The organism is Geothrix sp. 21YS21S-4 (genome assembly GCF_030845995.1).
GTDB lineage: Bacteria > Acidobacteriota > Holophagae > Holophagales > Holophagaceae > Geothrix.
The window spans coordinates 3,031,114-3,043,730 of record NZ_CP132719.1; the positions used below are offsets into that span (position 1 = coordinate 3,031,114).

At 70.3% G+C, this 12,617-nt stretch carries 11 protein-coding genes; 6 read left to right on the plus strand and 5 right to left on the minus strand.

The annotated features are described in order from the left end of the window. The first annotated feature begins 17 nt into the window (after window positions 1–17). Together RAH39_RS13795 and queA are read left to right on the plus strand one after the other, a co-directional pair. On the plus strand, window positions 18–1,823 hold the full coding sequence (locus tag RAH39_RS13795) for an ABC transporter ATP-binding protein (RefSeq protein WP_306590708.1): 1,806 nt from the start codon (window positions 18–20) through the stop codon (window positions 1,821–1,823). Beyond that, window positions 1,823–2,887: a tRNA preQ1(34) S-adenosylmethionine ribosyltransferase-isomerase QueA gene (gene queA, locus RAH39_RS13800; protein ID WP_306590709.1), complete on the plus strand. Its 1,065-nt coding sequence runs from the start codon at window positions 1,823–1,825 to the stop codon at window positions 2,885–2,887. Before RAH39_RS13795 ends, queA begins: the two co-directional genes overlap by 1 nt. On the opposite strand, the gene RAH39_RS13805 is transcribed toward queA, so the two are convergent. Continuing rightward, complete coding sequence (locus RAH39_RS13805; RefSeq protein ID WP_306590710.1) at window positions 2,884–3,231, minus strand: hypothetical protein; 348 nt, start codon at window positions 3,229–3,231, stop codon at window positions 2,884–2,886. The genes queA and RAH39_RS13805 overlap by 4 nt on opposite strands. A gap of 26 nt (window positions 3,232–3,257) precedes the next feature. Beyond that, window positions 3,258–4,046, minus strand: coding sequence for a sulfite exporter TauE/SafE family protein (locus tag RAH39_RS13810; RefSeq protein ID WP_306590711.1), 789 nt, complete (start codon window positions 4,044–4,046; stop codon window positions 3,258–3,260). Between the two features lie 92 nt (window positions 4,047–4,138). On the opposite strand from RAH39_RS13810, the gene RAH39_RS13815 reads away from it, so the two are divergent. Continuing rightward, complete coding sequence (locus RAH39_RS13815) at window positions 4,139–4,918, plus strand: hypothetical protein (RefSeq protein ID WP_306590712.1); 780 nt, start codon at window positions 4,139–4,141, stop codon at window positions 4,916–4,918. A 2-nt stretch (window positions 4,919–4,920) separates the two neighbouring features. Here the strand turns inward: RAH39_RS13815 and RAH39_RS13820 are convergent, their stop codons facing one another. Next, a complete protein-coding gene (locus RAH39_RS13820) occupies window positions 4,921–5,403 on the minus strand; it encodes a DUF192 domain-containing protein (RefSeq protein ID WP_306590713.1) in 483 nt (160 codons plus the stop codon). 85 nt (window positions 5,404–5,488) lie between these two features. Between RAH39_RS13820 and RAH39_RS13825 the strand changes: the two genes are divergently transcribed. Continuing rightward, window positions 5,489–7,930 (plus strand): DUF5916 domain-containing protein, encoded by a 2,442-nt coding sequence (locus RAH39_RS13825; protein ID WP_306590714.1) that lies wholly within the window; start codon window positions 5,489–5,491, stop codon window positions 7,928–7,930. Here the strand turns inward: RAH39_RS13825 and RAH39_RS13830 are convergent. Both RAH39_RS13830 and thyX read right to left on the minus strand, forming a co-directional pair. Further along, window positions 7,911–9,125, minus strand: coding sequence for an aminotransferase class V-fold PLP-dependent enzyme (locus RAH39_RS13830; protein WP_306590715.1), 1,215 nt, complete (start codon window positions 9,123–9,125; stop codon window positions 7,911–7,913). The genes RAH39_RS13825 and RAH39_RS13830 overlap by 20 nt on opposite strands. Beyond that, entirely contained in the window at window positions 9,122–9,802 is a 681-nt protein-coding gene (thyX, locus tag RAH39_RS13835; RefSeq protein ID WP_306590716.1) for an FAD-dependent thymidylate synthase, read from the minus strand. Before thyX ends, RAH39_RS13830 begins: the two co-directional genes overlap by 4 nt. Before the next feature lie 162 nt (window positions 9,803–9,964). Here thyX and fsa point away from each other — a divergent pair, with 162 nt between their 5' ends. Next, window positions 9,965–10,612 carry a fructose-6-phosphate aldolase gene (gene fsa, locus RAH39_RS13840; RefSeq protein WP_306590717.1) on the plus strand — a complete coding sequence of 216 codons (648 nt, stop codon included), beginning with the start codon at window positions 9,965–9,967 and terminating at the stop codon, window positions 10,610–10,612. Window positions 10,613–10,700: 88 nt separating this feature from the next. Beyond that, window positions 10,701–12,560, plus strand: coding sequence for an aspartate ammonia-lyase (locus RAH39_RS13845; protein ID WP_306590718.1), 1,860 nt, complete (start codon window positions 10,701–10,703; stop codon window positions 12,558–12,560). Window positions 12,561–12,617: the final 57 nt, after the last annotated feature.

A 12,617-nucleotide genomic window follows, 5' to 3' on the forward strand; every position in this document is an offset into this window, starting at 1 on the left:
ATAAGCTGGATCTGACCATGTCCAGGATCCTCCGCTTCTTCCGAGACCACCTGCGTCCCCACGCCCCGTTCATCGCGGCGGCGACGCTGCTGCTGCTGCTGGCCGGACTGTGCCAGGGGGCCCTGATCGCCTCCATCAAGTTCGTGTTCGACGATGGCCAGGCGCGGGCGTCGCACCTGGCCCAGCCGGGCCTGTTCGGCCAACTGGAGCACCTGCGGGCCTGGGCCCTGGCCCGCCTTCCCGAGGCCTCGGCCCTGCGGACGGGGCTGCTGGTGCCCTTGGTGCTGGTGGTGCTGTTCGCGCTCAAGGGCATCCTGACCTACTCCGGCACCCTCCTGATGGTCCGCAGCGGGATCCGGGCCACCCAGGCGCTGCGAGAGCGCCTGTTCGCGCACCTGATGGAGCAGGAGCCCGCCTTCTTCCAGAAGCACCCCGTGGGCGAGCTGATCACCCGCAACATCAGCGACGTGGGCGCCGTGCAGGGCATCGCCAGCAACCAGCTGGCGGAGGCCGTGCGCGAAATCTGCGTGGCCCTCACCATGCTCGTCACCCTCCTCTACATGGACTGGAAGCTGAGCCTCACCCTCTTCCTGGCGGGGCCTCTGGTCGTGGTGCCCGTCAAGCGGCTCAGCAAGCGCATCCGCCGGGTGAACCACCGGAACCAGGAGGCCTCCAGCCGGCTGCTCCAGCGGCTGAAGGAGGTCTTCAGCAACATCCGCGTGGTCCAGGCCTTCGCCCGGGAGCGCTACGAAGTCCGCCGCTTCCAGGCGCAGAACCACGAACTCTACCGCCTGGGGATGAAGAGCGCCCGGGCGTCGGCCCTGTCCACGCCCATCATGGAACTGGTGGGCGGGGTGCTGCTGGCCGGGCTCGCCGCCTATGCCGCCGGCCGCTTCAAGGCGGGAACCCTCACCACCGAGAACTTCCTCACCTACATCCTGGCGGTCTACGCCCTGTACGACCCGCTGCGCCGCCTCACCAAGCTCAACAACGAGATCCAGGTGGCTTCCGCGAGCTTGGACCGCGTCTACGCCATGCTGGACCGACGGTCCGAGCTGCCCGTCAGCGCCGCGCCCAAGCCCGTGCCCGTCCGTCCCGAGGCCCTGCGCTTCGAGGGCGTCGAGTTCACCTACGACGCCCAGCATCCCGTTCTGCGGGGGATCGACCTCGACATCCGGGCCGGGGAGACCGTGGCGCTCGTGGGCGGCAGCGGCGGCGGGAAGACCACGCTGGTGAACCTGGTGCCGCGGTTCTTCGATCCCACGGCCGGGCGGCTGACGCTGGACGGGATCGACCTCCGGGACTTCGATCCCCACGAGCTGCGGAAGATCATCGGGATCGTCACCCAGGAGACCCTGCTCTTCATGGACACGGTCCACGACAACATCGCCTACGGCGTGGAAGCTAGCCGCGACGCGGTGGTGGAGGCGGCGAAGAAGGCTCACGCCCACGGGTTCATCGAGTCCCTGCCCAGGGGCTACGACACGCCCCTGGCGGAAACCGGGTCGAGCCTCAGCGGCGGCCAGCGCCAGCGCCTGGCCATCGCCCGCGCCCTCCTCCAGGACCCGCCCATCCTGATCCTCGACGAGGCCACCAGCGCCCTCGACACGGAGAGCGAGCGCGCCGTGCAGGCGGCCCTGGAAACCCTCATGCAGGACCGCACCACCCTCGTCATCGCGCACCGCCTCAGCACCATCCAGCGCGCCACCCGGATCTGCGCCCTCAAGCAGGGCCGCATCGTCGAGCAGGGCACCCACGACGACCTCCTGGCCCGGCAGGGCGAATACGCGCGGCTGCACAAGATGCAGTTCGCGGAAGCCTGATGCTGCGGTCGGACTTCCACTTCGATCTCCCCCCGGATCTCATCGCGCAGCACCCCGCGAAGGACCGCGACGGCGCGCGGCTGCTGGTGGTGGACGCCCCGTCCGGCACCTGGTCGCACCGCGGGATCCGCGACCTTCCAGAGCTCGTGCCCACGGGCAGCCTGTGCATCCCCAACGACGTGCGGGTGCGCCACGCCCGGCTGTTCCTGCGGCGGTCGGGCGGAGGCGCGGGAGAGGCCCTCCTGTTGCGCAGCCTGGGCGAAGGCCGCTTCGAGGCCCTGATCCGCCCCGGCGCTCGGCTGAAACCCGGCGCATCGGCCACGGTGGTGGATCCCGCTTCCGGCGCGGAACTGGCCCGGCTCGACGTCCTGGAGACGCTCCCCGAAGGCCTGCGGAGGGTGCGGGTCCACGCGGATCACGGCCTCGACTGGGACGAGATCGACCGGATCGGCCGGCTGCCCCTGCCGCCCTACATCGAGCACGCGGCGGAAGCCGAGGACGAGACCCGCTACCAGACCGTGTTCGCCGCGGCGGAAGGCGAAGCGGTGGCGGCCCCCACGGCGGGGCTCCACTTCACGCCCGCGCTGATCTCCGCCCTCGAATCGCGCGGTTGCGGCTGGCATCCGGTGCGGCTCCACGTGGGGCTCGGCACCTTCCGGCCCATGACCGCCGACCGCCTCGAAGACCACGCCATGCACGAGGAGCGCTTCGAGATCCCCGCGGCCACGGCCGTCGCCCTGGAGCCCGTCCTGCGGGACCGCTCCCGGCCCGTGCTGTGCGTGGGCACAACCTCCCTGCGCACCCTCGAAGGCGCCTGGGACGGCGCGAGCCTGGCGCGGGAGGGCGCCACGCGGCTGTTCATCACGCCCGGCTACTGCCTCCGCACCGCCGACCACCTGCTGACGAACTTCCACCTGCCGGAGAGCACCCTGTTCGTCCTGGTGTCGGCGCTCCTGGGCCTCGACCTCGCCCAGGCGGCCTACGCCGAAGCGGTGAAGGCGCGGTACCGGTTCTTCAGCTACGGCGACGCCATGCTGATCTTGAACGCGCGGTCGTCCGGCTAGAGGTATTCCACGAACTGGTGGATTACCGGGATGCGATGGCGCTTGCCCTTGGTGGCCTGGAGGATGCTCGTCACCGACATGCCCAGGCACCACAGGAGCCACAGCGGCAGGAAGAACCGGACGGAGATGGGCCCGAAGATCGGGAACAGGCCCAGGATCAGCATCGCCAGGGTGACGGAGCACTCCGTGAAGGCCAGGATCACGCCCTGGCGCGCGTGCCACAGGAGCTCGGGATCCTCGCGGTTGCGCATGTAGGGCAGGAAGGCCCAGGGACCCGCGTAGCACAGGATCAGGTCTCGCAGGCGCTCCCCGACGTAGAGGGGAGTCTGGACATCCACGGGCACGGCAACCTCCGGCTCGAGGATAGCGCCTAGCGTCCCCGCAGGGCCACCAGCAGAGCCATCAGGAGCAACACCACCGCGTAGCTCTGCTTCAGCCTGGCGCCCCGGATCCGGGTGGCCGCGCGGGCGCCGGCGAGGGCCCCGACCGCGAATCCCCCTGCCACGCCCGCGATCACCACCCACGGCAGCCCGCCCTGGGCCTTGGCGTACACGTAGACCCCCGGCAGGCCGATGGGCGGAAGCAGCATCATCAGGCTGGTGAGCTGCGCTTCGTGCTGGGTCATCCGGAACCGCGCCGCCAGCAGGGGAATCACCACCACCGCGCCGCCCAAGCCCGTCAGGCCCGACACCACCCCCGCCAGCAGACCGATGGGAAGGCCCCAGGACCACAGGCCCGTGGACAGGTCCAGGGGCTCGATGCTGCGGTCCACCGCCGGCGGTTCCGCCCGGGAGAAGGTCTTGAGGGCGAGGAACACCAGGAAGGCGGCGTACCCCCAGCGGAGGGTCTCGGAGGGAATGAGGTTGGCGACCTGCGCCCCGCCGTAGATCCCGAACAGGAAAGCCAGGACCAGAACGCCCACCAGCCGCACGCTGCTGTGGATCCCCCGGCTGCGGTACTGGAGCACGGCGGGCAGTCCCGTGGGCAGCAGCATGGCCGCGAGGGTGGCCCCCTGCGCGCGGTGCTGGTCGAGGTGCAGGACCGCGGCCAGGAGCGGGACCATCACGCTTCCGCCTCCCACGCCGAACAGCCCCGAGAGAAGCCCCCCGCACAGCCCCGTTCCCAGGCCGGCCAGAAAGGGGTGCGAATCCGCGAGCACGGGACCTCCCAGGGAGGGAACCCGCCGCGGGCCGGCGCCCCTTTCCTGATTCTCGCGTCCGCTGTGGTCCAATGGAAGTCCGGAGGCCCAGGGTGCAGCTCCAGTTCAACGACGACGTGGTGCTCGACAGCCGGCGGGCGGTGTGGCTGCCGCGCCAGCGGACCCTCGTCCTGTCGGACCTCTTCTTCGGGCTGGGAGCCGCGCGCCGCCGCCGGCCGGATCCCCTGCCCGCCGCCCCCCAGCTCGAGATCTGGGAGCGCCTGTTCAGCCTCATCGACGACCACGATCCGGCCCAGATCGCCCTGCTCGGCGACCTCAAGCCCAACCAGGGCTCCCTGGAGGGCGACGAGGCGGACGAGCTGCGCACCATCTTCCGCAAGCTCCAGGGCGGAGGACGCCAGGTGGTGCAGGTGGTGGGCCACCCCGAGCGCAGCGGCGGACCCGCCCTCCAGGGGACGGGCATCCAGCCGGTGGAGCAGCACCGCGTGGGTCCCTTCACCCTGATGCACCGCCGCCGGATCTTCGTCTATCCCCGCCACGACTCGTCCCAGGGCTTCTGGATCAACGGCGGCGTGCACCCCCTCTTCGCGGTCCCCGGCCCCGGCCCCACCGGGGAGCCCGATTGGATGCGCCTTCCGGCCTTCCTCTACACCGGCTTCGCCCTGGTCATGCCGCCCTTCGTCAGCTACGCCCAGGGCTTCGAGGTCATCCAGGGCGAGCGCCTGCCGCGCCAGGCCCGCGCCTGGAAGCTGCTGGCGGACCGGCTCAGCCCCCTGGACCTGACGCAACTCCCGCCGGCCCCGGAGCACCTCCGCACCCTCACGCGGCCGGTCCGGAAATCCCGGGAACCCGGCGCCAAGCCCGCGGAATAGGCCTACTTCTTCTTGGCCTTCGGCAGGCCCGCCCCGCCGCGGAACGCCCGGCCGTCGTCCAGCTGGAGGTCCCAACCCAGCCGGTCGCCCTTTTTCAGGCCCACCCGCTTGAAGGTGCCGGCGGGAAATTCGATGAAGTGGCGGGCGGGCACCATGCCGCCGTAGGTGGGGCAGTCGTCGCCGCGCATGGGGCTGCAGGGCGGGACCTGCTCGGCGGTCTCCACCACGCGCCCTTCGGCGTCCACCCACGCCACGTCCAGGGCGATCAGGCAGTTCTTCATCCAGATGGCGTGGCTGCCGTCCTCGCCGTAGACGAAGAACATGCAGCGGTCCTTCGCCAGGCTCTGGCGGTACATCAGGCCCTTGGCCTTCTCGGGTTCCGTGGAGGCCACCTCGGCCATGAACGCCGTCTGCTTGAAGGCGACGGTACCCCCGCCTCCCGCCAGCAGCGGCAGGGACAGCAGGGCGGCGAAGAATGGGCGCATGCGGACTCCTGGGGGCTCCATTATCCGCGAAGTGCCGCGAACCCGGATCATTATACCTCGCAAGATGTGGCACCCTGGAGGGGCCATGCGTTCCTTCGCTTTGCCGCCCTTGGTCCTTCCCCTGCTCTGCGCGCATCTCATCGCGGTGGGCCCGGACGCGGGCCTTCGCGCCCTGCGCACCCGAGAGGCCATCCGCCTCGACGGCCGCCTGGACGAGGCCGTCTGGCGGGAAGCGGCCTGCGCCTCGGACTTCACGCAGGAGTGGCCCCAGCGCGGCCGGCCCGCCCGGCAGCGCACCGAGGTGCGCTGCCTCTACGACGACCGCTTCCTCTACGTGGGCGCGCGGATGCACCACGACCGCGCCCTCGACGGCGGCCGCGCCACGGTGGTGCGCCGGCTCCACCGCCGAGACCAGGACAGTCAGGGGGACTGGTTCGGCGTGGCCCTGGACACCACCTGCGACCGCCGCACCGCCCTCGTCTTCGAGGTGAACGCCGCCGGCGTGCAGAAGGACCAAGTCATCTACGGCGACACCACCTTCGACGCGAGCTGGGACGGCGTATGGGAAAGCGCCGTCTCCACGGACGAGGAGGGCTGGACGGCGGAGTTGAAGATCCCGCTGTCCCTGCTCCGCTTCCGGGCCGGCGGCGGCCCGCTCGCCTGGGGCGTGAACTTCAGCCGCGTGGATCAGGGCGCGCTGCGGGAATCGACCCGCTGGAAGGTGGTGCCCCGCGGCGAGAACGGATTCGTCAGCCGCTTCCCGGACCTCACGGGCCTGGAGGGCCTGGCGCCCCAGCCGCGGCGGGAGTTCATCCCCTACCTGGGCGCCTCCCGGAAATTCGAAACCGCCCGCGCCTTCGACGACCGCCGGTTCGAAGGGCGCGCCGGCTTGGACGCCCGCTGGAGCCCCGATTCCCACAGCCAAGTGGACCTCTCCGTCCGCCCCGACTTCGGGCAGGTGGAGGTGGACCAGACGGTGCTCAACCTCGGCACCGTGGAGACCTTCTTCCCCGAGAAGCGGCCGTTCTTCCTCGAAGGCATGGACGTGTTCCGGGTGGCGGGGCCCGATCTCCTCTACAGCCGTCGAATTGGACATGGATTGTCCGATCCGGATCTGAATCCTGGCGAGACCTTGCAGGACCGGCCCGGCGCCACCGACATCACCGCCGCCGCGAAGTACACCGCCAAGTACGCGTCGGGCACCAACCTCGGGATCCTGGGCGCCAGCGTGGAACCGGCGCGCGCCACGCTCCAGGACGCGGAAGGCAGGTCCTTCCCGCGCGAGATCTCCCCCCTTTCCAACTTCGGCGTGGTCCGCGTCCAGCAGTTGATGGACGGGCGCGGGAGCTACCTCGGCGGGTTCGTGTCGGAGATGCGGCAGGCCGGCCCCGAAGGGCGCGCCGCCCAGGTCCAGGCGGTGGACGGGGCCTACACGACGCAGGACCGCGGGGGCCTGCTGGAGGCCACCCTCGTCCGCAGCCAGGCGGGGCCCAAGGACGACCAGGCCCAGGGCTGGCGCGGCCGGCTGCGGGCCCACGGGGAATGGCGCAGCGGCTGGAGCGCGGAGTTCCAGGCCATCAACGCCAGCCGCGACTACGATCCCAACGACGTGGGCTACCTCAACCGCGCGGACGAGCGGAAGACCTACGCCGAACTCGCGCGCCGCTGGGATCGCACCTGGGGCGTCCTGCGCAACTGGGAGTGGGGCGTGGCCCACACCGCCGCCCAGGACCAGGCGGGGCGCACGTTCCAGCGCAGCCTCAACACCTGGGCCCGCACCGACTTCACCAACTTCGTCTCCCTGTGGGGCGGCGGCGGCGTGGACCTGGCCGCCGACGACGATCGGGAGCTGCGCACCTACACGGAGCCCTGCAAGAAGTACCTGGCCCGGCCCAGCCTGCCCTGGGCGAACCTCGGCATCGACACGCCGGGCAACCGGCCGTGGTACCTCAAGCTCACCACCAGCCGCTCCTGGTCGGAGGGCGGGCCGTCCACGGATGCCACCCTGTTCCAGATCGTGAAGCCCGCGGACCGGATGGAGCTCCAGTTCTCGACCTCCATCAGCCGGGAGGAAGGCGAGCTGAAGTGGCTGGAGACGCCCGCCACCACACCCATCGTGGGCCTCCGCCGCCTCAGCCAGTTCAACCAGACCCTGCGCGTGGCCTACGCGTTTCATCCCAACCTGACCGTCCAGCTGTTCAGCCAGTGGCTGGCCGCCAACTGGAACTACCGCGACCTGAAGCACTACGTGGACGACCAGACCCTGGCCTCGGGCCTGCCCGACGACCAGCCGCTGGGCACCAGTCCCGAGACCGCCTTCAGCTACCGCACCTGGAACGTGAACCTGATCACGCGCTGGGAATTCCGGCCGGGCTCCGCCTTCTTCCTGGTCTACACCCACGGGGCGAGCACGGACGCCCTCATCAACGACCGGGCCAGCCTGTCGCCCCGCCCGGACCTCGCCATCCTCCGCCGCCTCCCGTCGGACGACATCGTCCAGGCCAAGATCAGCTGGCTGTTTCGCTGAGCCACGCCGCGACGCGATCCGCGTCGGCCTCCGTGTGGAACCCGTGGAAGGCGATGCGGAGGTAGCCCTCGCGCACCGACGCGAAGACGCCGTGGCGGTAGCCGCTGTGAAGGAGCGCCTGCATGCGGTCCGCGCCGCGGCCTTCGTGATGGAAGCCGAGGATGGAGCCCAGGCGTCCGGCCCCCAGAAGCGCTTCCAGGCGCTCGGCGTCGGCGGCCCACGAGGACCCGCGCAGTCCCGCCAGGAGCCGCCGCTGGAGTTCGCCCACATGAGCGGAGATGGCGGGCACGCCCGCGCCGTTGATCAGGCGGAGGGATTCTCCGAGGGCGGAGGTCAGCAGCAGATTGGGACCGCCCGGCTCCAGCGATCGGCCATCCGGCAACCAGGCGCGGTTGAAGTCCGTGGACGGCCGCGAGAAGTCCGTGGCCTCCTCCACCGACAGCCATGTGCCCGAAGGCGACAAGGACTGTCGAAACGCCTCTTCCGTCCACAGGAGGCCCAGCCCCTGGGGCGCCAGCAGGCCCTTGTGGACGCCGGTGGCGAACGCGGCCAGCCCCTCCAGGTTTCCGGGCACGGTTCCTGCGGCCTGGATCCCGTCCACCACCAGGTGGACGCCCCGCTCCCGGCAGCCCGCCGCGAGCCGCCCCAGGTCGAGCTTGAGCCCGTCCTGGAAGCGCACCCAGGAGACGGCAAGGATCCGCGTGCGGGGTCCCAGGGCCTCCAGCAGCCGGGCCTCGGGGTTCACCCCCAGCGTGGGCGGCGCGCTGGCCCAGGCTTCAGCCCCGGCGGAGTGGCCCTCCCACAGCGGCACCTCGCGGAACGCCACGCCTCGGTTGCGAAGGGCCAGCCAGGGCCACGCGTTGGAGGGGAACTCGCCCAGCGGCGCCACCACCTCGTCTCCCGCGTGCCACGGAAAGCCCTGGGCCACCGCCAGAAGGCCGGTGGAGGTGCTGGCGCACAGGCTGACGTCCTCGGGCCGGCCGCCGAGCAGGGCCGCGCCCTCCCGCCGCGCCGCCGAGGGCAGGCCCTGGAAATCCTCCTCCCAGCGCACCTCCCAGGGCCGCAGCTCCTTGCCGAGAAACGCGGCTGCCGCCTCCGCCGCGGCGCGGGGAATGGGTCCTTCGGAGCAGTGCATCACCCACAGCCGGGCCGGATCCAGGTCGAACAGGGCCGGAGCGAGGGGGGGAGCGCTCATCCCCGACCCGCCGCCAGCAGGGCCTTGAGGCCCACGGGATAGAGGGGTTCCACCACTTCGCGCACCGCGGCGGCGTACTGCTGGATCTCCCACTGGGCGTGGCCGTCCGCCCGCAGGCGGATGAAGTGGGCCACGGCCTGCAGGCTGACGGTCCAGTAGACCTCCGAGTACAGCGCCACCGGCAGGACGCAGCGGGCCTGCTCGCGGCAGACGCCCAGGGTCAGCAGTTCCTTGTAGTGGGTCACGGCGCCGCGACAGCTCTCCAGGTAGCTCTCCTGCGCCCGGCCGCGATTCGCTGCGTCGATCTCGCCCTCGCTGCCCTGCTTGTTCACCTTCGCCTGGCGGCGGAACGCGGCAGGGACGAAGAACTCGTCCTCCGGAAACTCCACGTAGCGGCCGCTGATCTCGTTGAACTCCGATCCGATCCGATGCTTCATCCACTGCCGGAACACGAAGATCGGCGCCTTCACGTGCAGCGTCAGCGCCGTATGGCGGAAGGGCGAGGTGTGCTCGTGCTCCGCCAGATAGGCCACCAGCTTCGCGTCGCCGTCCTCGAAGGCCTCCTTCTTCTTCCCGAAGGACACCCGCGCCGCGTTCACCACCGACAGGTCGGAGCCCATGTGGTCCACGAGGCGGACGAAGCCCTTGTCCAGCACCTTGATCTCGGGATTCGCCATGGAGGACTCCGGGCTTCCAGCTTCGCGCGACCCCTGGGAGAATGGAAGGTCCGCCGGGAGCCCCCTGCAGTTCTTCTTCGCCCCTTCGGGGCTCAGGGCTGGAAGGCCCTGAACGCTACTCGCGACAGTCCCGCATTCGACCCATCTCCCCGGGAGCCACCCATGCAGTTCTTCATCGACACCGCCAACATCGACGAGATCAAGCGCATCCACGCGTTGGGGGTCCTCGACGGCGTGACCACCAACCCCAGTCTCATCGCCAAGGAGACGGGCAAGCCCTTCGAGGCCATCATCGAGGAGATCTGCGCGATCGTGGATGGTCCCATCAGCGCCGAGGTGATCGGGCTGGAGGCGCCGGGGATGATCGAGGAGGGCCGCCGCCTGTCGAAGATCCACCGGAACGTGGTGGTGAAGCTGCCGCTCATCGCGGAAGGACTGAAGGCCTGCAAAGCGCTCAGCGCGGAGGGGATCCGCACCAACGTGACCCTGTGCTTCAGCGCCACCCAGGCCCTGATGGCCGCCAAGGCCGGCGCCACCTACGTGTCCCCCTTCGTGGGCCGCCTGGACGACATCAACCTCGACGGGATGGAATTGATCCGCGAGATCGCCGCCATCTACGAGAACTACGGCTTCGAGACGCAGGTCCTGGCCGCCAGCATCCGCCAGCCCCGCCACGTGACCGACGCCGCCCTCGCCGGCGCCCACGTCGCCACCATCCCCACCAAGGTCTTCGACCAGATGCTCAAGCACCCCCTCACCGACAAGGGCGTCGAAGGCTTCCTGGCGGACTGGAAAAAGAGCGGGCGCTGAGGACGGGGCAGCTTCGGGGATTCGTGATCGATTCCTGAAACGCCCCCGGTACCATGGCGCTGGCCCCGATCCGGGCCGGAGGCTTTCCATGGATGCCATTACGTCTGTCCTTCGCCGCTGCGAGATCTTCTCGGGGCTTTCCGACGCCGATCTGGGCGTGATCGCCCAGGCCGCCCGCCGCCGGGAGGTGCCCGCCGGAACGCGCCTGTTCGAGCAGGGCGAGCCCCGCGCCGGGGCCATCGTCATCGCCGAGGGGCGGGTGGAGATCAGCCGCGACAACGGGGACGGCCCCGAGCCGGTGGTCATCCTCGGCCCCGGCGACGTGGCGGGCGAACAATCCTTCCTGGCGGGCAGCACCCACACGGCCACCGGCGTGGCCCTCACCCCCGCCGTCCTCCTGGACCTCGAGCGGGACGCGGTCCTTCAGAACCTGCGCGGGGACGGCAGCGCCGCCATCGCCGTGCTCAGCAAAGTGGCCAACGTCCTCCACCGGCGCATCCTCTACTCGGCCACGCCGCGGACAGGCCGCGAGCAGGCCTACGCCAGCGGCCGGACCCGCACCGAATCCGACCTGATCGGCCCCCTGGACGTCCCAGAGGACGCCCTGTTCGGGGTCCAGACCCTGCGGGCCGTCCACAACTTCCCCATCACGGGGACGCCCACGAGCCACTTCCCCGCCATGATCCGCGCCCTGGCCATGGTCAAGCAGGCCGCCGCCCGGGCCAATGCCAGCCTCGACCTGCTGGATCCCGCCATCGCGGACGCCATCGACCGGGCCTCGCAGGAAATCATCGACGGCCACTGGCACGGCCACTTCCCCACGGACATGATCCAGGGCGGCGCCGGCACCTCCACCAACATGAACGCCAACGAGGTGATCGCCAACCGCGCCCTGGAGCTGCTGGGCCGCCGGCGCGGCGAGTACGCCCACTGCCATCCCAACGACCACGTGAACCTCGGGCAGAGCACCAACGACGTCTATCCCACGGCCCTGCGCCTGAGCGCGATCTTCATGCTGAAGAACCTGCTGGACGCCATGGATCGGCTCAAGGCCGCCCTCCACGCCAAGGGCCGCGAATTCTCCGACGTCATCAAGATGGGCCGCACCCAGCTCCAGGACGCCGTGCCCATGACCCTGGGCCAGGAATTCGAAGCCTTTGCCGTCACCACGGGCGAGGACATCCAGCGCCTGAAGGAGACCGCGCGCCTGTTCCTGGAAGTGAACATGGGCGGCACGGCCATCGGCACCGGCATCTGCGCCGATCCCCGCTATCCCGAAGTGGTGGTCGCCGAGCTGCGCAAGGTGACGGGCCTGGAAGTGGTGCTGGCCGAGAACCTGGTGGAGGCCACGCCGGACACCGGGGCCTTCGTGATGTTCTCCGGCGTGGTCAAGCGCGCCGCCGTGAAGCTCAGCAAGCTGTGCAACGACCTGCGCCTGCTCAGCAGCGGTCCCCGCTGCGGCTTCGGCGAGATCAACCTCCCGCCCATGCAGCCCGGAAGCAGCATCATGCCCGGCAAGGTGAATCCCGTGATCCCCGAGGTCGTGAACCAGGTGGCCTACCAGGTCATCGGGAACGACCTGACCATCACCCTCGCCGCCGAGGCCGGCCAGCTCCAGTTGAACGTGATGGAGCCGGTCCTCGCCTACAGCCTGGCCACCAGCCTGCGCACGCTGACGGCGGCGGTGAACGTGCTCACCACCAAGTGCATCGTGGGCATCACTGCCAACCGCGACCGCTGCCGCGATCTGGTCGAGCACAGCATCGGCATCGTCACCGCCGTGATGCCCGCCATCGGCTACAAGCGCGCCACGGAAGTGGCCAAGGAGGCCCTGGAGACGGGCGTTCCCGTCCGGGAACTGATCCTCCGCAAAGGCTACCTCAGCGCCGCCGAACTGGACGAGGCGCTCAGCCTGGAGGCCATGACGCAGCCGCGGCCCATGCGCTGAAGGGCGCGGAGAGAGGCGGCTCCGCGCTATCCTGGCGGCTGATCCCCCCTTGATCGG

What these genes read in the sequence shown, in the direction of transcription:
- RAH39_RS13795 (WP_306590708.1), top strand. Translation starts at nt 18, where the DNA reads ATGTCCAGGATCCTCCGCTTCTTCCGAGACCACCTGCGTCCCCACGCC.
- queA (WP_306590709.1), top strand. Translation starts at nt 1,823, where the DNA reads ATGCTGCGGTCGGACTTCCACTTCGATCTCCCCCCGGATCTCATCGCG.
- RAH39_RS13820 (WP_306590713.1), bottom strand. Translation starts at nt 5,403, where the DNA reads ATGCGCCCATTCTTCGCCGCCCTGCTGTCCCTGCCGCTGCTGGCGGGA.
- RAH39_RS13825 (WP_306590714.1), top strand. Translation starts at nt 5,489, where the DNA reads ATGCGTTCCTTCGCTTTGCCGCCCTTGGTCCTTCCCCTGCTCTGCGCG.
- RAH39_RS13830 (WP_306590715.1), bottom strand. Translation starts at nt 9,125, where the DNA reads ATGAGCGCTCCCCCCCTCGCTCCGGCCCTGTTCGACCTGGATCCGGCC.
- thyX (WP_306590716.1), bottom strand. Translation starts at nt 9,802, where the DNA reads ATGGCGAATCCCGAGATCAAGGTGCTGGACAAGGGCTTCGTCCGCCTC.
- fsa (WP_306590717.1), top strand. Translation starts at nt 9,965, where the DNA reads ATGCAGTTCTTCATCGACACCGCCAACATCGACGAGATCAAGCGCATC.
- RAH39_RS13845 (WP_306590718.1), top strand. Translation starts at nt 10,701, where the DNA reads ATGGATGCCATTACGTCTGTCCTTCGCCGCTGCGAGATCTTCTCGGGG.